The following is a 20,235-nucleotide window of genomic DNA, read 5'->3' as shown; positions in this document are numbered from 1 at the left end:
TTTATTGGCGGTTGAAGTGAAATGCCCGCCGCGAGCGGCGGGCGCAAGCATTAGAACTGATATACCAGACCCAGCGCTACGATATTGTCGGTAGAAATACCGTTGTCTTTATAGAAGTCGTCATTGCCGTCGAGCAGGTTGATTTTGTAATCAACGTAGGTGGACATATTACGGTTGAAGTAATAGGTCGCGCCGACATCCATATATTTAACCAGATCTTTATCGGAGTACTGGCCGCCGTAGACCAGATCTTTACCTTTGGACTGCAGGTAGGAAATTGCCGGACGCAGACCGAAATCGAACTGATACTGTGCAGTAACTTCAAAGTTCTGGGTTTTGTTGGCGATGGTGCCATTCTGATTGCCGTACGGCGTCATGTTACGGGTTTCAGAATACATGGTCGCCAGGTAGATGTTGTTCGCATCGTATTTAACACCTGCGGTCCAGGCATCGGCTTTATCACCGCCCGCGGTAGACTGATGGGTCTGCTCGTTGGTACGGTCAGAAGAGCTGTAGGCCGCGCCTACGCTGACGCCCATACCTAAATCATAGGTAGAGGAGATACCGAAGCCATCACCGTTGGAGTTTTTAACATCGCGGCCGTCGCCATTGGCGGTTCCTTCCTGGCTGGCGGAAGGGTTATATTCATGGCTGGCTTGGTTTTCGTTTTTACCCTGATACTGCAGGGCGAAGTTCAGGCCGTTAACCAGGCCGAAGAAATCGCTGTTACGATAGGTTGCAACGCCGTTGGCGCGGCCGGTCATAAAGTTGTCAGCGTAGGTGTAAGAGTCGCCGCCGAACTCCGGCAGCATATCGGTCCAGGCTTCGACGTCGTACAGGACGCCGTAGTTACGGCCATAGTCGAATGAACCGTAGTCGCCTGCTTTGATCCCGGCGAACGCCAGACGGGTCCATGCCTGATCGCCAGAGCTTTCAGTATTGTTAGCCTGAACGTTGTATTCCCACTGACCGTAGCCGGTGAGCATATCGTTAATTTGCGTTTCACCTTTAAAGCCGAAGCGCAGGTAGGTCTGATCGCCGTCTTTACTGGAGTCGCTGGAGAAATAATGTAAACCGTCTACCTTGCCGTAGAGATCTAATTTGTTGCCATCTTTATTATAAATTTCTGCCGCGTGAGCAGCGCCGGCAGCCAATAATGCCGGGATAACCAATGCCAGTGCTTTTCTTTTCATTTGGATATTCCTTTAACTATTTTTGTTTTAACTTCCTGGGTGGAAGTACGGCCATGCTAAAGGAGCGCATTCTGATATGATAAGTATCAATTGTTACAATATAAGTAAATTCTAAAGCAAATAAATATACAGTAATGATAATTTTCCGCATGAATATATTGTGAGGATGCATATAAAATAAAAATTATACATCATCGTTTGAATATCGTATTCTGCCTGGGTTATATGCCTTTATTGTCATTTAAAATTTATATTGTTGCCGTCTCATTCATATCGAATGATTAATTCGTCGGAAAATGACAAGCCCGAATAGTTTTACTATTCGGGCTTTTTTTATTGCGCCAGATATCCGTCAGCCGGGTTAACTTTCGGTTGCCGGTTTCTCCGCTTTACCTGCCAGCTGCGCCAGGAAATCATAGCGTTTTTGCAGGTCGGCGGCCGCGTCCTTCCACAACTGCTCGGCGACTTCAGGCTGCTGGGCGTTCAGACGACGGAAGCGTTGCTCGTTGAGCAGCGTTTCCGCCAGCGCATCCGACGGCGGGCGCGAGTCCAGCGCCAGCGGCAGCTTGCCTTCATCGGCGCGACGCGGGTCGAAGCGGTACAGTGGCCAGAAGCCGGTTGCCGTCAACTGGCGCATCTGGTCGTGGCTCAACGCCAGGTCATAGCCGTGCTCCTCGCATGGGCTATAGGCAATAATCAACGATGGGCCCGGATAGGCTTCCGCCTCCTGAATCGCCTTCACCGTCTGGTTAAGCTGTGCGCCGAGCGAAATCTGCGCCACATAGACATGACCGTACATCATCATGCTCACACCGAGATCTTTGCGCGCCTTACGTTTGCCATGTTCGCCAAACTTGGTGACTGCGCCGAGTGGCGTCGCCTTTGATGCCTGACCACCGGTATTGGAGTAACATTGCGTATCGAGCACCAGGATATTGACGTTTTCGGTCAGGCTCAGCACATGGTCAAGACCGCCAAAGCCAATATCATAGGCCCAGCCATCACCGCCGATAAGCCAGACTGATTTCTCGACTAACGCATCCGCATCGGTGAGCAGCTCTTCGGCCCCTTCGACCCCCGTCAGCGCCTGACGCAGCTCGGCGACCTGTTGGCGGCGAGCTTCCGGCGACGCTTCCGTATGCAGCGCGGCGTTCAATTCGGCTGGAAGTTTATCGGCAAATTCGCTCAACAACCGCATCACGCGCTGGCGGTGTTGGTCGACGGTTAAGCGGAAGCCCAGGCCGAATTCGGCGTTATCTTCAAACAACGAGTTGGCCCACGCCGGACCACGTCCGTTAGCGTCAGTGGTATAAGGCGTTGAGGGGAGGTTGCCGCCGTAAATGGACGAACAACCGGTGGCGTTGGCAATCAACATCCGATCGCCATACAGCTGGGTCAACAGTTTGATATACGGCGTTTCGCCACAGCCCGAGCAGGCGCCAGAGTATTCAAACAGCGGGCTAATTAGCTGCGAGGTGCGAATATCAATGCGCTCAAGTTTGGTGCGATCGATTTCCGGCAGGTTGAGGAAGTAGTCGTAATTGACTTTCTCTTCTTCAACGTGCTCAAGGCGCGACATCATATTGATGGCCTTGATGTCCGGATTCTGGCGATCTTTCGCCGGGCACACTTCGACGCAAAGGTTGCAGCCGGTGCAATCTTCCGGCGCGACCTGCAGAACGTATTTCTGCCCGCGCATATCGCGGGATTTCACATCCAGCGAGTGCAGGCTGGCTGGTGCGTTTTCCATCTCTTGTGGAGCGACCACTTTGGCGCGGATCGCCGAATGCGGACAGGCTGCGACGCAGTGGTTGCACTGGGTACACAGCTCTTCCTTCCAGATCGGGATCTCTTCGGCAATGTTGCGTTTCTCCCAACGGGTGGTGCCCATGGGCCAGGTGCCATCTGGCGGCAGCGCGGAGACCGGCAGCGCATCGCCAAGGCCGGCAAGCATCGCCGCGGTGACGGTTTTGACAAAGTCCGGCGCGGCATCGGAGACCACTGGCGGACGGTTGGGGCTGCTGGCGTTAACCGGCTGCAGCGGCACTTCCGCCAGCGATTCACGGGCCAGCGCCAGCGCCTGCCAGTTGCGTTCCACCAGCTCCTGGCCTTTGCTGCTGTAGCTTTTGGCAATCGCACCCTGTAGTTCGGCCAGCGCGCTGTCGCCCGGCAGGATTTGGGTTAAATGGAAAAAGGCCATCTGCATAACGGTGTTGATGCGCGCGCCAAGGCTGCACTCACGGGCGATTTTCGCCGCGTTAACGACATAAAAGCGCGCCTGCTTTTGATTCAGCGCGGCCTGTACTTCCTGGGGCAGACGGGACCATACCTCATCAGCACTATAGGGGGTATTGAGCAGGAAAATGCCGCCGGGCTTCAACCGCTCTACCATCTGATATTTATCGATAAACTGCAGTTGGTGGCAGCCGACGAAATCGGCCTGCGAGATCAGATACGACGAGCGAATCGGTTTTTCGCTGACGCGCAGGTGCGAGACGGTCAGACCGCCGGCCTTCTTCGAATCATAGACAAAATAGCCCTGTGAGAACCACGGCGTGGAGTTGCCAATAATCTTGATATTGTTCTTGGTCGCCGAGACGCTACCGTCGCTACCGAGGCCGTAAAACAGCGCTTCCAGCTTCGCTTCCGCCGGTAGCGTATTTTCCGCCAGCGGCAGCGAAAGGTTCGTCACATCATCATAAATGCCAACGGTAAAGCGGGGTTTTGGCTGTGCGGCCTGTAACTCATTAAAGATAGCCAGCACGCATTCCGGGCCAAACTCTTTGGACGAGAGACCATAACGGCCGCCGATAGTACGCGGTAGCGTTTCGCGCTCGCCGCGGTTGAAGGCTTCCGCCAGCGCGGTCATCACGTCGAGATACAACGGTTCGGCAAGCGCGCCGGGTTCTTTGGTGCGATCCAGTACGGCAACCGCGCGGGCGCTCTCCGGTAATGCCTGCAGCAGATGCGTGGCGGAGAACGGGCGATAGAGGCGAACTTTCAGCACGCCGACTTTTTCCCCACGGCTCAGCAGTTCATCAACGACCTCTTCACAGGTGCCGATAGCGGACCCCATGATGACAATAACCCGTTCCGCCTGCGGGTGACCGTAAAATTCGAACGGTTTGTACTGGCGACCGGTTGCGGCGGCGAAATCATTCATCGCCGTCTCAACGTGCTCGTATACGGCGTCGTACCACGGGTTGGTCGCTTCACGGGACTGGAAATAAGTGTCCGGGTTGGCGGAGGTGCCGCGAATGACCGGATGCTCCGGGTTAAGGGCGCGTTGGCGATGCTCGGCGATTTTATCCTGCGGCAGCAGGGAACGAATGGTGTCATCCGCCAGCGGCGCGATTTTGTTGATTTCGTGCGAGGTGCGGAAACCATCAAAGAAATGGATAAACGGCACCCGGCTTTGCAGCGTGGCGATATGGGAGATCAGCGCGAAGTCTTGCGCTTCCTGGACGCTGCTGGCGCACAGCATCGCGCAGCCGGTCTGGCGCACGGCCATCACGTCGGAATGATCGCCGAAAATTGATAGTGCGTGAGTGGCGACGGTACGGGCGGCGACGTGCAGGACAAAGGGCATCAACTGGCCGGCCAGCTTGTATAGCGTTGGGATCATCAGCAGCAGGCCCTGCGATGATGTAAAGGAAGTGGAAAGGGCGCCGGTCTGCAGCGCGCCGTGCACGGCGCCGATAGCCCCAGCTTCCGACTGCATTTCGACCACGCGGGGGACGTCGCCCCAGACGTTTTTCAGCCCATCGCCAGACCAGGCGTCAGCCTGCTCCGCCATCGTTGAACTGGGCGTAATCGGGTAGATGGCGATAACTTCACTCGTGCGAAACGCGACTGAAGCGACCGCGCCATTACCGTCAATCGTAATCATAAGAAGACACCCTTACATTGCGCAAAAAGAAGGGACCCGTGAAACGGCGACGAGTCCTGTAATTATGCTTTCATTTTAGCAAACGCCCGCCGCGGCCATTTTCGCATTTGTGTCCTTGGGAATGTCCTTAATCTATGTTTGGATCAATTTTTTGGCGGAAAAACAAAAATGTGGCTGGTAAAGGGTCGAAGAAGGTGTTGACGGATACCTACGCTGCACCGCTTAAACAAAGCAAAATCTATTTTTAAATTTAATAGCTTTTAGCCAACCGGCAATCGCGTGCTATTTATTTGCTGCGGTGAATTCCCCTCTGCGGCGGAGCGTTCAGTTCAGTCTCCTGTTGGCGAAAATTAGCACGCGAATTAGTTCGAACTGGCTAATTCACCGGGAGGCACCCGGCACCGCAATCACCATTCGCAAACTATGAAACCCGATCGCTGCAAGCGTGATTTTTTCGTCGGGAAAATATTTAGCGGTGGAATGAAAGCCGCGCTGCTGCGGCGCTTTGCCTGACGAGATCAAGCTTTAAGCGGAAAATTTGCTAGAAAATGTTAATGAGGCGCATAAATACGTATTTCGCCTCTCGACGGCAGGCGCTGGGCTGCCTATTATTCTTGAGTTTGTTTATTCTAAGATGTTTCTGAAGGGGGAGAGGATGCGAGCTGCGTTTTTAGTGGGGTGTGCGGCGTTATTACTGTCGGCTTGTAGTAACGAGCCGGTGCAACAAGCCACTGCGGCACACGTACCGCCCGGCATGCGCGCGGCGATGAGCGACAGCGGCCAGGCGAATTGCGCGATGGTTGGCGGTTCATTATCGGTTGCCCGCCAGCTTGATGGCACCGCTATTGGCATGTGCGCGCTACCGAACGGTAAACGCTGCAGTGAGCAGGCCTTAGCGGGCGGAAGCTGCGGAAACTACTAATACGCAAGGCGTGTGGTTACATTAAATCGGCGAGTTTATATACCAGCGATTGGTCGGCGGTCGCCAGCGTGAGCTGATTCTCCGTCAGATCGACCTGCGCGCCATCGCGCAGCATTTTGCTGAGGGTATTATCCAGCGCGTTCCGTTGTGGATCCGCGCACAGCTTACGCGTCATCGCCAGCTGTTCAACTTTTAGCTCGCCGTCTGACAGCTTGCCCTCGCCGCTGAAGCCATTGCACATCGTGCCTGACACATACATTTTTTCGCCGAAGCTAATTTCCGGCGGCGGCGTCTGGCTTGCCGGTAGCGCCTGGCCGTTAACGCTGGTCAGCACAAAACGGTGATGTTGTAGTTGTTCGGCGTTGGTAGAAACTTTGCTGTTGTATACGCAGCCTGATAGCAGCATGCCCGCCGCCAGCAGTGCAGCAAACTTATTCATTCGTACTCCAAAACATTTGTCATATCAATAAAACGAAAAACAGTGTAACTGTAATGCAGGCAGGATCTGTGGGGATTGTCTGAATGTGCCCCCCGTTAGCGGGGAGCACAAAAGGGGAAAGAAGCTTAGACCAGCGCGTTCGGGCAGGTTTCGCCCTTAGCTACCTGCTGCAGATTGCCAAGCGTTGTCTCGGAAATACCGATCAGCGCCTCAGCCGTCAGGAATGCCTGGTGCCCGGTAAACAGGACGTTGTGGCAGGCGGAGAGCCGGCGGAACACGTCATCCTGGATGACATCATTCGATTTATCTTCAAAGAACAGATCGCGTTCATTTTCATACACGTCCATTCCCAGTGCGCCGATTTTCTGATGCTTCAGCGCGTCGATAGCCGCTTGTGAATCTATTAGCGCGCCGCGGCTGGTATTAATGACCATCACGCCGTCTTTCATCTGATCGAATGCCGCCTGGTTGAGCAGGTGATAGTTTTCGTTGGTAAGCGGGCAGTGCAGGGAGATGACGTCGGACTGCGCGTACAGCGTCGGCAGGTCGACATATTCAACGCCGAGATCCAGCGCCGCCGCGCTCGGGTAGGGATCAAACGCCAGCAGGCGCATACCGAAACCTTTGAGGATCCGCAGCGTCGCGACGCCGATTTTACCGGTGCCGATCACCCCTGCGGTTTTGCCGTACATGGTGAAGCCGGTCAGCCCTTCCAGCGAGAAGTTGGCATCGCGGGTACGCTGATAGGCGCGGTGAATGCGACGGTTCAACGACATCATCATACCGATGGCGTGTTCAGCAACGGCTTCCGGCGAGTAGGCCGGGACGCGCACGACGCGCAGGCCCAGCTCTTTAGCCGCCTCAAGATCGACGTTGTTAAAGCCGGCGCAGCGCAGTGCGATGTATTTCACGCCGTGGGCTTTTAGCTCTTCCAGCACCGGGCGGCTGCCGTCGTCGTTAACGAAGATACATACCGCTTCACAGCCGTTGGCCGTTTTCGCGGTCTTTTCGGTCAGCAGGAAGTCGAAAAATTCCAGTTCAAAGCCGTATGCGTCGTTAACATGCTGCAGATACTTTTTATCGTACTGCTTGGTACTATAAACAGCGATTTTCATAAGGCTTTCCTCTAGTGATAATACCGTCACGGTAGCATAATTAAAATAATCTTACAAATATTAAAAATTAGTTTAATTATCAGGTTATGATATTAATTCTAGAGCATATCTCAGTCTTAAGAAATCTCTTTAAAAGACAATACGTTTCACCAAAAACTGAGGCTGAATGCCCCCGGCGCCAGCAGGATCAATGGCCAGAGTAAACCCGAAGCAATGTTGGCAACCTGGAAACGCCATAGCGGTGTACCGCTGGCGCCGGTGACCAGCGGTAACGTTGCGCGCAGCGGCGACAGAAAACGGCCGAAGAACACCGCCCAACCGCCGTGACGGCGCAGGAATAGCTGGCTACGCAGCACGCGTTCGGCGCTGAGCCAGCGTAGGCGTTGCAGATGATGCTGATAGCGCCGGCCAATTTGCCATGAGAGCCAGAATCCGCCGATTGCGCCCAGGCTGGCGCTTAGCCACATTAACAGGAAATGACCGATGCTGGTTGAGGCAAGGGCTCCGAGCACCAGCAAACCCGAGGTACCGGGGATCACAAAAGAGATGAGGGCGCAGGATTTACTGAAGGTCAGCAGAAAAACAATCAGTAATACCAATGAATAATGGCTCTGGGCGCGTTCGATCAGCGAGATAATGAGCTCCACGGAATAACGGCTCCTTATTACCTGTTTTTCCAAGTGTCGCAGGCACAATTTAAACGAAGTCTAAATAGTTATTCAGCAGAAATGAGTGCGACTATCCTTAATCAGGACGTTAACTTTCACTCGCGGGTCGAACGTGCCACAATAGGCGCCTATCGGCTTTTACTTAGAATCAGGATTTGACTGCCCATGAAGGGTAAATATAAAGCCGCTCTTGCGCTGTTATTAGCTCTAATTTTGCTGCCGTTGGCCCTGCTGGCCACATTAACGCATTGGGTTCCGACGCTGGCGGGTATCTGGCTGCCGGTCGGCACGCGTATCTCGCTTGGCGAAAGTCCGCGCCTGACGCGCTCCTCGTTGATTATCCCCGATTTACGCTACCTGGTGGGCGATTGTGAAATTGCTCGTGTCAGCAACGCGCGCCTTACCCGTCCCAGCCGCTGGCGGCTACACCTGAGTGAACTGGATATCAATAGCGCCTGCCTGGCTAAGCTCCCCGCCAGCGAGCCGCTCTCCGGCGCGCCGCGAACTCTCGCCGAGTGGCAATCGATGCTGCCTTATAGTTGGTTAACTATCGACAATCTGCGCCTGTCGCCGTGGGAAAAATGGCAGGGGAAACTGGTGATGTCGTTGACGCCTGGGCAGCAGGATATCGGTTATTCAGGCAAAGAGGTCACGTTACAGGCGAAACTGCGCGGCCAGACCTTAACGGTCAGCAATTTCAGCGCGCGGCTGGTGGAAGATCAGGCGCCGGTTAAGCTGGTCGGTGAATTCGAAATGCCGCTGGTGCCGGATGGTCTACCGGTCGATGGCCATCTGGTCAGCACCTTCGAATTCCCGCAAACGCCGGGTCTGGTGGATGCGGAACTGGAATGGCAGAAAAACCGCGGCCAGCTGCTGGTCACGCCGCGCGGTGAGGTCGAGCCGATGCTCGACCTGCCGTGGGAGATCACCCCTGAACGTATCACCATCAGCGACGGGCGCTGGAACACGGTGTATGCCGGCTATCCGCTTAGCGGGCGGGTGGCGCTTTCGTTTGGTGACTGGCAGAAAGGCACCGAGGAGATGGAAATCAGCGGCCGGCTCAACGTGTTAACGCACGGCGAAGCGGGTAAAGGCAACGCCGTGCTGAATATTGGCCCAGGTAAGCTAAGCATGGACCACAGCGACATGCCGCTCAGCTTGACCGGCGAAGCCAAGCTCGACGATATGATTTTTTATGCCGTGCTGCCCGCAAAACTCAGCGGCCCGCTGATGACGCCAGAGCTGGCTTTCCATCCCGGCGCGCTGCTGCGTTCACGCGGGCGGGTGATTGACTCGCTGAACATCGATGAGATCCGTCTGCCGTTGGCGGGGGTGAAAGTGACCCAGCAGGGGGTGGATGGCCGCCTGCAGGCGATACTGCGCGCCCATGAACAGGAAATGGGCGATTTTACCCTGCATCTGGATGGGCAGGCCGACAATTTTATGCCCGACCGCGGTCGCTGGTCGTGGCGTTATTGGGGCGATGGTCACTTTTCGCCGATGCAGGCGCGCTGGGATGTGAAAGGCGCCGGTGAGTGGCGGGATAGCGCCATTATTCTTAACAGCCTGTCGACCGGGTTCGATAAGCTACAGTACGGCACCATGCTGGTCAGCACGCCGCGCCTGACCCTCGATAAACCCATTCACTGGCTGCGCAATGAACAGCATCCAAAATTCAGCGGCACGTTGTCGCTGGATGCCGGTAAAACCACCTTCAGCGGCGGCAGCGTTCTGCCGCCGTCAACGCTCAAATTCAATATTGATGGCCGCGATCCGACCTGGTTCCTGTTTAACGGCTCATTGCACGCGGAGAAAATCGGCCCGATTCGTCTGACCGGCCGTTGGGACGGCGAACGCTTGCGTGGCCAGGCATGGTGGCCGAAACAGGCGCTAAGCGTATTCCAGCCGCTCATCCCGCCGGACTGGAAAATGACCCTGCGTGAAGGTGATATGTATGCGCAGGTGGCGTTCTCCGCGGCAGCCGGGCAGGGCTTTGAGGCCGGGGGCCACGGCGTCTTAAAAGGCGGTAGCGCCTGGATGCCGGACAACCAGATCAACGGCGTCGACTTTGTTCTGCCATTCCGCTTCAGCGGCGGGAGCTGGCAGCTCGGTACCCGCCGTCCGGTTTCACTGCGTATTGGCGAAATCGTCAACCAGTTCACCGCCAAAAACCTGAGTGCCGATCTCCAGGGAACATGGCCCTGGAGCGAACAGGAACCGCTGGAATTGAGCAACGTTAATGTTGATATCCTTGGCGGCAAGCTGTCCATGCAGCAGCTAAGGATGCCGCAGCATCAACCGGCGCTGCTGCGTCTGCAGAATATCTCCAGCAGTGAGTTGATAAGCGCCATCAAAGTAAAACAATTTGCGGTCTCTGGCGCGTTTAACGGCGCGTTACCGTTATGGCTGAACAACGATAAATGGATCATTAAAGACGGCTGGTTTAGCAACCCCGGCCCGATGACCCTGCGGCTGGATAAAGACACCGCCGATGCGTTGGTGGCCGATAACGTCTCCGCCGGCGCGGCAATTAACTGGCTACGCTACATGGAAGTCTCGAAATCATGGACGCGCATCAACCTTGATAATCTCGGCAAGCTGACGATGAGCGCGGCGATTAGCGGCACCAGCCGGGTGGACGGAAAAAGCAGCACCGTGCATTTAAACTATACCCATGAAGAGAATATTTTCGATCTGTGGCGCAGCTTGCGCTTCGGCGATAATTTGCAGGCATGGCTTGAGCAGAATGCAAAACTGCCCGCCCCGCGCTGTACGGATACATGTAAGGAACCAAAATGATAAAACTGTTCGCCGCGGCGCTGGCGACCCTGCTGATGGCAGGCTGTACGCCGCGTATTGAAATCGCCGCGTCCAAGGAGCCGATCACCATCAATATGAATGTCAAAATTGAGCATGAGATTCATATTAAGGTGGATAAGGATGTCGAAAATTTGCTGAAGTCACGTAGCGATCTGTTCTGAGGCGATAATGAGAAAACGACTGCTGACTGCCACCCTGGCGTTAATGCTGTTGAGTAGCCCGGCGCTGGCGCTGACCTTGAATGAGGCGCGGGCGCAGGGTCGAGTGGGGGAGACGCTGAACGGCTATCTGGCGCCGCTGAAACAGGATGCGCAGACGTTGGCGTTAGTTAAACAGATTAATGCCGCGCGCAGCGAAAGCTACCAGCAACTGGCGGACGACAATAATCTGCCGGTGGATGAGGTGGCGAAAATGGCCGGACAGAAACTGGTCGCCCGCGCGCAGCCGGGAGAATATGTGCAGGGGATTAACGGTAAATGGTTGCGCAAATAGTTAACGATAGCGCTTGCGGTATTCGCCAGGCGACACGCCGAAGCGCTGCTTAAACGCCGTTGAAAAATGGCTATGGTCGCTAAAGCCCCAACTGTAGCCAATTCCCGCCAGTTTCTCTTCGTCGTGCGCGTTTTGTAACGCCCGGGCGCACAGGTCAAGACGCCGGTTTTTAATATACTGCGCGACCACCAGACCCTTATCGGCAAACAGGCGGTACAGGCTGCGTACCGACATGCCGGTTTCCCCGGCCAGCCACTCCGGACGCAGCTGTTCCGACTGTATCGACTCATCTATCAACGCCATGATCTTTTGAAATTGCTTGTCGCGGCGCGTCGGCGGCGCGTCCTGTTGCAGCAGCATTGGGCGTAACAGGCAGATGATAGCCTCCAGCGCCGCTTCGCCTTCGCTTTCTGAGAGCGCCGGGCTGCGTAAACTTTCTTGCAGCAACCGCTGGCTGAGCTGGACCATCGGCAGCGTTTTATTCAGCCGGGTGGCGATGCTGATGTCGCCGCCGTGCAACTGGCTTTCCACGAGCTGGCGGGGCAGCAGCAGCGAAGCCTGTTTTGACGTGTGTTGCCAGAAGATAGAACAGGGACGCGAGGCATCAATGAGCGTGATATCGCCGGCTTCGAGCGCCACCTGGCGCTCGTCCTGCTCGATAGCCGCCTGGCCTTCGAGCTGAAAAACGGTATAGAACCAGGCGTCGTTGTCGCGTTTGATTTCGTTACGGGTGCGGTAAAGATTGACGCCGCGGGCGGTGACGGTACTGACTTTGAGACTACCGGTATAGCTTGCATCAATCTCGCCATGGAATTCGTCGCCCAGCGGACGGGCAGCAAAATGGCCGCATACCTGATTAATCTTCGCTAACCAACGCTGATAGTCCTGCCCGCTTTCTACCGTCGCCATCGTCTGCACCTTGTAATAATAATGTTTCTGCATTGTTGCATTTATGCCGTGAGTGGCAAGAGCGCAGCGTAGAGTATATGAAAGAACTATTACCTGCGGCACATTTCACCGCCTTTCTGGGCGCTTAATTGCGGGACCTGTCACAGCGGCAACAACGATTGTCACAGAGAAAAAAGCGCAAATGGCTGACCCGTCCTAGACTGTGTTCACTATCCGCGAACAATAAGGAAGTCGCATGTCCACATCACAGGTCGCGCTGCTCGCCAGCGTACAGCAGTTTCTCGACAGACAGCATGGCTTATATATTGATGGCAACCAGCAGGCGGCGCAGAGTGAAAAACGCTTAACCGTCTGGGACCCGGCCACCGGCCAGGCGATTGCCACTACGGCAGATGCTAATGCCGCCGACGTTGACCGCGCGGTGATGTCCGCCTGGCGCGCTTTTGTCGCCCGTAGCTGGGCCGGGCGCACGCCGGCCGACCGCGAGCGGATTCTGCTGCGTTTCGCCGATCTGGTGGAACAGCATGGTGAAGAGCTGGCGCAGCTCGAAACCCTTGAACAGGGGAAGTCGATCAATATTTCGCGCGCGTTTGAAGTCGGTTGCACCCTCAACTGGATGCGCTACACCGCCGGGCTGACCACCAAAATCAGCGGCCGTACGCTGGACGTTTCCATTCCGTTCCCGGAAGGAGCGCGCTATCAGGCGTGGACCCGTAAAGAGCCGGTTGGGGTAGTGGCGGGGATTGTTCCGTGGAACTTCCCGCTGATGATCGGCATGTGGAAAGTGATGCCGGCGCTGGCTTCCGGCTGTTCAATTGTGATTAAACCCTCCGAGACGACGCCGTTAACGTTGCTACGGGTAGCGGAGCTGGCAACGGAAGCCGGGATCCCGGATGGCGTCTTTAACGTCGTCACCGGCAGCGGCGGCGAGTGCGGCGCCGCCTTAACCACCCATCCGCAGGTGGCGAAAGTGAGTTTTACCGGTTCGACCGCCACCGGCAAGCATATTGCCCGCGCGGCAGCTGACCGTCTGACCCGCGTAACCCTTGAACTCGGCGGCAAAAACCCGGCCATCGTGCTGAAAGATGCCGATCCGCAGTGGGTGATTGAAGGGTTGATGACCGGAAGTTTCCTCAATCAGGGGCAGGTATGCGCCGCCAGTTCGCGGATCTATATAGAAGCGCCGCTGTTTGATAACCTGGTCGCTGGCTTTGAGCAGGCGGTGAAATCGCTGCAGGTGGGGCCGGGAATGGTTGAAACGACGCAGATTAACCCGGTGGTGTCGCAGGCGCACTGCGCCAAAGTGGCCGCTTATCTGGATGAAGCGCGTCAACAAAACGCCGAGCTGATTAGCGGTAACGTTGGGCCAAATGGCAACGGTTTTTATATTGCGCCGACGCTGGTGATTAATCCGGATGCCGGACTGCGCCTGAATCGCGAAGAGGTGTTCGGCCCGGTGGTAAACCTGGTGCGCGTCGCCGATGGCGAAGAGGCGCTACGTTTAGCCAACGACAGTGATTTCGGTCTTACCGCCAGCGTCTGGACCCGTGACCTGACCCAGGCGCTGAACTATACCGATCGCCTGCAGGCCGGTACGGTATGGGTTAACAGCCATACGCTGATTGATGCCAACCTGCCGTTCGGCGGAATGAAGCAGTCCGGTACCGGGCGCGATTTTGGTCCGGACTGGCTGGACGACTGGTGCGAAACCAAATCGGTGTGCGTGCGCTACTGATTTTTTGTCGGATGGCGCTACGCTTATCCGACCTACGGTTCGTGCGGCCTGCCTTTAATTTATTCACCATGCGGACTGAAACTGCCGGTGTTGGTGGCCTCAAAATCGCTGAGACGTTCCCGGAAGGCCGGGGCAGCCCGCATGGATGCGGGCTGAGGGCCGTGTTTTGCAAGGACGCTGCCTCGGCCCGACCCGAAGCCTTCAGGGATAAGTCGAAGGAACCACGAAGTGGCGATTTTGGCGGCCAGAGCCCGGGAGTACAGAGGGCGGCGGCGACTGGCCGCCCTCTGTGCGCTCCCTGCGCCATGATAGACATAACGCAGAAGACATTTCGGGAGCGCAATGTGCTCTGAAATAATAAAAAATAACTGTTTTTCCCGGACCAAAACAGTTGCAAATCGATAACAGTATCTACAGCGCTGTGGGATTTGGTAGCCCGGAGAAGGCGCAACGCGCCGCCTCCGGGAAACTCGCGGTGGTTCGACATACCTCTTCCCCCTGAGCGCTGATTTGCTATGATCGGCGCTCTTTTTTCTGATGTTGCCCCGCTATGTGGAATGATGCGCTTTGCTATCAGCAGTACGGCGCGCCGGAAACGGTGCTCGCGCTGTATCACCTGCCGTTGCCGCCGCTGGCGCCCGGACTTGTTCGGGTACAAATGCGCTATGCGCCGGTCAACCCTTCCGATCTGATTCCCATTACCGGCGCTTACCGCCATCGTACGACGCTGCCATCGGTGGCGGGCTATGAAGGTGTTGGGGTGGTAGTTGAAGACTCGACAAACGGTCGCCCACTTCTGGGACAACGGGTTCTGCCGCTACGCGGCGCCGGAACCTGGCAGCGTTATCTCGATATTGACCCGCGCTGGCTGGTGCCGGTCGCTGAAGATATTGATGACATCCTGGCCGCGCGCGGCTATATCAATCCGCTGACCGCGATGCTGATGCTCACGCGCTGGCCGGTAGCGGGGAAACAGGTGCTTTTGACCGCCGCTTCATCGTCCTGCGCCAGCCTGCTGGGACAGTGGGCGCTAGCCATGGGCGCGCGTTCGGTCAGCGGTATTATTCGTTCGCCGCAGCACATCGCGCGCTTACAGCAATATGGCGTCTACCCGCTACTTGAAGGCGATAGAGCGCTGGTTGAACAAGTAAGCCAGTACAGCGATCTGGTGTTTGATGCGGTGGGCGGTGAGCTGGCGAATTTTCTGCTGGCGGTACTGCCGCAGACGTCAACGCTGGTCTCTTACGGGTTATTATCCGGTAAACCGCTCACCCAGACGCGAGGCTGCGCAGCGGTACGCAAATTTCATCTGCGGGAGGCCTTACCGACACTCAGCGTTGATGCGTGGCAGGCGGCGTTTGCCGGGATCTGGCGACAGCTGCCGACCACGGCGCAGCCCGCCGCGCAGGTGATAAAGCTGTGCGACTGGCGTGAGGCGATTGCCGCCGCAGGCCAGCCGGGAAGAGGCGGTAAAATCCTGCTCGATTTCACCGCGGGCTAAGATTACTTTTTCTTCTCGCCAAGCGTTGGGGTTTCGTCAAAGAAGTTCCACGGTTTGAGCAGCGCATGCGCCCACTCGGTCGGCATAATTGGCCACTCTTCGGCGCGCGCGACGTGGGTGGTGCCGGTGGTGATCCACACGACGTCGTCGTGGTTAGTCAGCGACTCATCATCCTTCGCGTACTGCCCTAAGCCGGTATCCTGGGCGGAACGGTTAGGGTATTTCCCTTCCGGATAACGCTCTGTCGGGTGGTAACGCGTCACCCACAGCTGTTTATCCATAAAGCTCAGACGATGATATATCCACTCGTCCGGGGCGAACTTGGCGCCGGTCGCCGCCGGATGCGTGCCGCCGGCATAAGGGATAATCTGATAAGAGACCGGGTTACCCATGCGGTTCTCTTTGCTGGTGTTGCTCAGTAGACGGATAGTGCCAGGGTCGAATTTCTGCGCTGCTTTCTGCTCGCTATCGATTGTGTACTGATTCACCTGCATGGTGCTGGTGCGCGGGCCGCCGGCGGTGTTTGGCTTCACTTCAGGATCCATCGCCACCAGGGTGTTGTTCTCGCCGTCCACATCGAGGTCGAGGCGGAAGTTATAGATGTGCTGGTGAGTGGTGCCGACAATATTATGGTCGATCAGCGTTCCGTAGCGGGTATCCTCTTTGGCGCTGGGATCATGCATGGTCTTCGCCAGCACGCCTTTCACCGCTTCAATGCCGGTGGCGCCGGCATCGATACCGATGGTGCCATTGTCGTGGAACACCCAGTCAAAGATATAATCATAGTTCCCGACGGTACTGATCCAGCGTATCACCAGTTCCCGGCGTTCGGTGCTGACGTTGGGTTTGCCCATTTCCAGGTGCTTATACTCAGGCCCGGCATAGCGTTCGAATATGGCGACCGCACCTGGAATAGTGGTCGGTTTGCCGGTGTAATCGGCGATAGTTTCGTCCAGCAGTACCGCATTTGACGGCGCATCTTTACCGCGAACAATCGGCGATGTTAGGGTGCCCATGCCGTAATCGCCGGAGTCCAGATAGGCTTTGAAATACCAGCCGACGTCAGGGTCGCCGTAGGGGACGATCATCCCGCCGAGTGAACCTTCATACATTACCTGGCGTTTTGTGCCGTTGTCGTTGTAAGTCACCGTCGAGAGAATGGGCCCGACGCGCGAGTTCAGGCGCAGATGAAAATCCCAGTTCCGCCAGTGAATGGTATCGCCGGTGATCGTGTAGTTTTTGCCTTCCGGTTCGGTTATCTCCAGCGGTTTCACCGCCGGGGCGTTGCGGTCGCGACCATCATACGGACGTGGCTCCATCGGTACCGGGATCACCGGGCCTTCTTCGATTTTGATGATTGTCTTCGCTTCAAGGTCGACCACCGCCACCAGGTTTTCAATCGGGTGCGCCCAGTAGTTGCCGTCGCCGGTATCCAGATAACTGACGACTTTCAGCAGACGCGCATCCTGCTGCAGGCCATCTTTGCCATCAAAGTAGCCGACGGTGAGCGGGGTGGTGACCACCTTACTGGGATCGGTAATACCGTGCTTTTTCAGCACCTCAGCGAACTCGCTGCTGGCATTGATAATGTTCTGCACGCTGACGAAGTCATCAAGCAGTACCATCCCATGGGCGCCTTTAATCGGCGTCCATGAGAGGATTTTTTTGTTTTGCAGATCGACGACGGCTTCAATGACATGTTTGCCATCAAGCATCACCACATCGGCGGTGCGGGGGGAATCAACGGGCGTTCCCTGCAGGGCAAAGGCCCATACCGCCGCTTTATCCGGCTCGTGTAAGGAAATCTCAGTAAAGCGGGTATTCGGCTGGAACTCCGGCGCGGCTTTGACAATGGTCACTGCTTCACCGATTTCCGCCGCCGAGAGCGAATTTAACGGGTGAGGGCGTTTTTCTACCTGGAAGGTCTGATCGAGACCGGACTGGAATACATCGTTGATAAAGGTATCGGAGACCCAGGCTTTACCTTCCTTCATTACCACCGGCACCTGTAGATCAAGGGGTTTACCGTTGACGATCGCCGTTTTGGCGCCGGGTTTTACTTTGACGTAAGCGCCGTCTTTTATCAGGGTGAACATTTGCGCGTAGTCATCCCACTGCACATCGGCGCCGAACGCCTGCAGCGTTTTATCCAACGGCACCATGTGCGCTTCGCTACCGTGAGCGAAGACCGGTGATTGCCAGGCGCAAACCACCGCGACAGCCAGCGCCAGCGCGGTTTTACGAGGGGAAAACATCAAGCCGTTTGCCATTGTGACCTCATCTTATTGTTGTGTTGTTGCCGCTGCGAATGTCGGCTTTGTTACGCTTACCCTAGCAGTCTGCCGCCCGGGAACGTTTGTCTGCTTTTGCCAGCTTGTTTGTCAGTTTTGCCAGACGGACGTAAAAAATGCCTCCGTAGAGGCATTAAGCGCGTGGGTGGTGCGTGTTGACTACGCCGGGAAGTCTCCCTGCTGGCGCGCCACCAGGGTTAGAATGGAATACAGCGCCACCGCCTGCTGGTGCTGGTTGAAAATCTCGACAGCCCATTCCACCACGCCGGTGGCTTTCTCATCGGCGCTGCGCTGACGTTTGACCGTTTTCCGCTTACAGGTCAGGCGAACCTGAATGGTGTCTCCCGGTTTGACCGGCTCAATAAAGCGCAGGTTTTCCATGCCGTAGTTGGCGATAACCGGCCCGACGCCGGCATCGACGAACAGCCCGGCCGCAGCGGAGATCAGGAAATAACCGTGGACCACCCGCTCGCCGAAAATCGACTCAGCGGCGGCGATTTTGTCCATGTGCGCGTAGAAATGATCGCCGCTCAGGCAGGCGAAATTAACGATATCCGCTTCGGTCAGGGTTCGGCGCGGGGTTAATAAGCTATCGCCAGGCTGGATCTCTTCGAAGTATTTACGGAACGGGTGAATGCGGTCTTCATGCACCTGAGCGCCGCGCACCCACTGCTGGCTTATGGTCGCCAGCATCGTTGGGCTGCCCTGAATCGCGGTACGCTGCATATAGTGTTTCACCGAACGCAGTCCGCCGAGCTCTTCTCCGCCGCCAGCACGGCCGGGGCCGCCGTGTACCAGCTGGGGCAGCGGCGAACCGTGGCCGGTTGATTCTACGGAGGATGCTTCATTCAGTATCTGAATACGGCCATGCGCGCGCGCGGCGCCAAGGATAAACTCGCGCGCCAGCTCGCCGCTGGCGGTGACCAGCGTACCAGCCAGGCTACCGCCGCCGGCGCGTGCCAGCGTGAGCGCATGCTGGCCGTCGCGATACGGCATCAGCGTCGCTACCGGGCCAAAGGCTTCAATGGCGTGAACCTCTGGCGTTTCATCCGGCTGCGGGCAGTACAGCAGGGTCGGCGGGAAGAACGCGCCATCAGCATTAAGATCTGCCTGTCCGCCGAGCAGCGCTTCACAGCCGGCGGCAATCAGTTTATTGACGTTATCCTGCACATCCTGACGCTGTTCGCGATTAACCAGGGCCCCCATCTTAATGCCCTCCTGCGCAGGGTCACCGACGGTTACTTTATGCAGGCGGGAGATCAGTGCATCGCTAACCGCATTAATCTGAGCCAGTGGCACGATGATTCTGCGGATAGCGGTACATTTTTGCCCGGCTTTCGCCGTCATCTCGCGGACCACTTCCCGAATAAACAGCGCGAATTCCGGTTGCTCCGGCGTGACGTCTTCACCTAATACGCAGCAGTTGAGCGAATCTGCTTCCATGGTAAAGGGAATAGATTTGGCCACCAGGTTAGGGTGCGTCCGTAGCTGCTGGCCGGTGGCGGCTGAGCCGGTAAAGGTCACCACATCCTGGCTATCGAGATGGTCGAGAAGATCGCTCGCGCCGCCGCAAATCAGGCTGATGGCGCCTTCCGGCACCAGGCCGCTGTCGACAATCGCTTTCACCATTGCCTGGGTGAGCTGGGCGGTAGCGGTTGCCGGTTTAATGATCGCCGGCATGCCGGCAAGCCAGGTCGGCGCCAGTTTTTCCAGCATTCCCCAGCAGGGGAAGTTGAAGGCGTTGATATGGACGGCGACGCCTGATTTTGATGTCAGCACATGACGCGCGGCAAAACCGCCCTGTTTGGAGAGCGGGATCAGCTCGTCTTCCGGCCACAGAATATCGTCCGGCAGTTCGCGGCTACCGAGCCCGGCATAAGTGAACAAAGTACCGATACCGCCTTCAATATCCACCCAACTGTCGGCGCGAGTGGCGCCGGTTTGCGCGGAGATGGCGTAGAACTCGTCTTTCTGCTCCAGCAACCGTTTTGCTACCGCTTTCAGCATCGCGCTGCGTTCAATAAAGGTCATCGCCTGCAGGGCTTTGCCACCGCGTTCAATCGCGAAACGACGCGCCTGCGCCATATCCAGGCCTTCACTGGTCACCTCCCAAAGCGCCGCGCCGGTGATGGCGTGATGGATAGTACGGGCGCGGCCCCGGCCGGTCTGCCAGGCGCCGGATAAGTAACTGGCTAACTGCTGCATCGCAAATCTCCAAATGTGTTACGCATGATTACTATAAATAGTTCTTTTATGAATCA

Annotated in this window: 14 protein-coding genes; 6 read left to right on the top strand and 8 right to left on the bottom strand. The window is 56.5% G+C overall.

Annotated elements, in window-relative coordinates; translation table 11 throughout:
- Window positions 1-50 precede the first annotated feature (50 nt).
- Window positions 51-1,193, bottom strand: coding sequence for a porin OmpC (gene ompC, locus AC2CGP_RS03120; protein WP_213759323.1), 1,143 nt, complete (start codon window positions 1,191-1,193; stop codon window positions 51-53).
- A gap of 361 nt (window positions 1,194-1,554) precedes the next feature.
- Window positions 1,555-5,082: a pyruvate:ferredoxin (flavodoxin) oxidoreductase gene (gene nifJ / locus AC2CGP_RS03115; protein WP_049051509.1), complete on the bottom strand. Its 3,528-nt coding sequence runs from the start codon at window positions 5,080-5,082 to the stop codon at window positions 1,555-1,557.
- A 655-nt stretch (window positions 5,083-5,737) separates the two neighbouring features.
- Between nifJ and AC2CGP_RS03110 the strand changes: the two genes are divergently transcribed.
- Complete coding sequence (locus AC2CGP_RS03110) at window positions 5,738-6,004, top strand: putative hemolysin (RefSeq protein ID WP_015705621.1); 267 nt, start codon at window positions 5,738-5,740, stop codon at window positions 6,002-6,004.
- Window positions 6,005-6,020: 16 nt separating this feature from the next.
- Here AC2CGP_RS03110 and hslJ read toward each other — a convergent pair whose 3' ends face one another.
- The 3 genes from hslJ to AC2CGP_RS03095 form a co-directional block, all read right to left on the bottom strand.
- Window positions 6,021-6,443: a heat shock protein HslJ gene (gene hslJ / locus AC2CGP_RS03105; RefSeq protein WP_015366322.1), complete on the bottom strand. Its 423-nt coding sequence runs from the start codon at window positions 6,441-6,443 to the stop codon at window positions 6,021-6,023.
- A gap of 125 nt (window positions 6,444-6,568) precedes the next feature.
- Window positions 6,569-7,558: a 2-hydroxyacid dehydrogenase gene (locus AC2CGP_RS03100; protein WP_015705620.1), complete on the bottom strand. Its 990-nt coding sequence runs from the start codon at window positions 7,556-7,558 to the stop codon at window positions 6,569-6,571.
- Between the two features lie 146 nt (window positions 7,559-7,704).
- Window positions 7,705-8,205 (bottom strand): DedA family protein, encoded by a 501-nt coding sequence (locus tag AC2CGP_RS03095; protein WP_213759322.1) that lies wholly within the window; start codon window positions 8,203-8,205, stop codon window positions 7,705-7,707.
- A gap of 186 nt (window positions 8,206-8,391) precedes the next feature.
- Here AC2CGP_RS03095 and AC2CGP_RS03090 point away from each other — a divergent pair, with 186 nt between their 5' ends.
- The 3 genes from AC2CGP_RS03090 to AC2CGP_RS03080 are packed head-to-tail and all read left to right on the top strand — an operon-like array spanning window position 8,392 to window position 11,538.
- Window positions 8,392-11,025, top strand: a complete 2,634-nt coding sequence (locus AC2CGP_RS03090) for a YdbH family protein (RefSeq protein ID WP_213759321.1) — start codon at window positions 8,392-8,394, stop codon at window positions 11,023-11,025.
- Window positions 11,022-11,207 (top strand): YnbE family lipoprotein, encoded by a 186-nt coding sequence (locus tag AC2CGP_RS03085; protein WP_032714641.1) that lies wholly within the window; start codon window positions 11,022-11,024, stop codon window positions 11,205-11,207. Before AC2CGP_RS03090 ends, AC2CGP_RS03085 begins: the two co-directional genes overlap by 4 nt.
- Before the next feature lie 7 nt (window positions 11,208-11,214).
- Entirely contained in the window at window positions 11,215-11,538 is a 324-nt protein-coding gene (locus AC2CGP_RS03080; protein WP_015366327.1) for a YdbL family probable chaperone protein, read from the top strand.
- Here AC2CGP_RS03080 and feaR read toward each other — a convergent pair whose 3' ends face one another.
- The gene (feaR, locus tag AC2CGP_RS03075; RefSeq protein ID WP_015366328.1) at window positions 11,539-12,447 is read right to left on the bottom strand and encodes a transcriptional regulator FeaR; all 909 of its coding nucleotides are present in this window, start codon (window positions 12,445-12,447) and stop codon (window positions 11,539-11,541) included.
- 235 nt (window positions 12,448-12,682) lie between these two features.
- Here feaR and AC2CGP_RS03070 point away from each other — a divergent pair, with 235 nt between their 5' ends.
- Window positions 12,683-14,182: an aldehyde dehydrogenase family protein gene (locus AC2CGP_RS03070; protein WP_015366329.1), complete on the top strand. Its 1,500-nt coding sequence runs from the start codon at window positions 12,683-12,685 to the stop codon at window positions 14,180-14,182.
- A gap of 550 nt (window positions 14,183-14,732) precedes the next feature.
- Window positions 14,733-15,683, top strand: coding sequence for a zinc-dependent alcohol dehydrogenase family protein (locus AC2CGP_RS03065; protein WP_042894594.1), 951 nt, complete (start codon window positions 14,733-14,735; stop codon window positions 15,681-15,683).
- 2 nt (window positions 15,684-15,685) lie between these two features.
- On the opposite strand, the gene tynA is transcribed toward AC2CGP_RS03065, so the two are convergent.
- A complete protein-coding gene (gene tynA, locus AC2CGP_RS03060; RefSeq protein ID WP_015366331.1) occupies window positions 15,686-17,953 on the bottom strand; it encodes a primary-amine oxidase in 2,268 nt (755 codons plus the stop codon).
- 180 nt (window positions 17,954-18,133) lie between these two features.
- Window positions 18,134-20,179, bottom strand: coding sequence for a phenylacetic acid degradation bifunctional protein PaaZ (paaZ, locus tag AC2CGP_RS03055; protein ID WP_015366332.1), 2,046 nt, complete (start codon window positions 20,177-20,179; stop codon window positions 18,134-18,136).
- Window positions 20,180-20,235 lie beyond the last annotated feature (56 nt).

The sequence above is a fragment of the Klebsiella sp. SYXHC3 genome (genome assembly GCF_057196925.1).
The sequence above is the reverse complement of the archived record's forward strand: the minus strand, read 5'-3'. Positions and strand labels throughout refer to the sequence as shown.

Coding starts and splice junctions, on each gene's coding strand:
- AC2CGP_RS03085 (WP_032714641.1), top strand. CDS start 11,022: ATGATAAAACTGTTCGCCGCGGCGCTGGCGACCCTGCTGATGGCAGGC.
- AC2CGP_RS03070 (WP_015366329.1), top strand. CDS start 12,683: ATGTCCACATCACAGGTCGCGCTGCTCGCCAGCGTACAGCAGTTTCTC.
- AC2CGP_RS03090 (WP_213759321.1), top strand. CDS start 8,392: ATGAAGGGTAAATATAAAGCCGCTCTTGCGCTGTTATTAGCTCTAATT.
- AC2CGP_RS03100 (WP_015705620.1), bottom strand. CDS start 7,558: ATGAAAATCGCTGTTTATAGTACCAAGCAGTACGATAAAAAGTATCTG.
- ompC (WP_213759323.1), bottom strand. CDS start 1,193: ATGAAAAGAAAAGCACTGGCATTGGTTATCCCGGCATTATTGGCTGCC.
- feaR (WP_015366328.1), bottom strand. CDS start 12,447: ATGGCGACGGTAGAAAGCGGGCAGGACTATCAGCGTTGGTTAGCGAAG.
- hslJ (WP_015366322.1), bottom strand. CDS start 6,443: ATGAATAAGTTTGCTGCACTGCTGGCGGCGGGCATGCTGCTATCAGGC.
- paaZ (WP_015366332.1), bottom strand. CDS start 20,179: ATGCAGCAGTTAGCCAGTTACTTATCCGGCGCCTGGCAGACCGGCCGG.
- nifJ (WP_049051509.1), bottom strand. CDS start 5,082: ATGATTACGATTGACGGTAATGGCGCGGTCGCTTCAGTCGCGTTTCGC.
- tynA (WP_015366331.1), bottom strand. CDS start 17,953: ATGGCAAACGGCTTGATGTTTTCCCCTCGTAAAACCGCGCTGGCGCTG.
- AC2CGP_RS03110 (WP_015705621.1), top strand. CDS start 5,738: ATGCGAGCTGCGTTTTTAGTGGGGTGTGCGGCGTTATTACTGTCGGCT.
- AC2CGP_RS03080 (WP_015366327.1), top strand. CDS start 11,215: ATGAGAAAACGACTGCTGACTGCCACCCTGGCGTTAATGCTGTTGAGT.
- AC2CGP_RS03065 (WP_042894594.1), top strand. CDS start 14,733: ATGTGGAATGATGCGCTTTGCTATCAGCAGTACGGCGCGCCGGAAACG.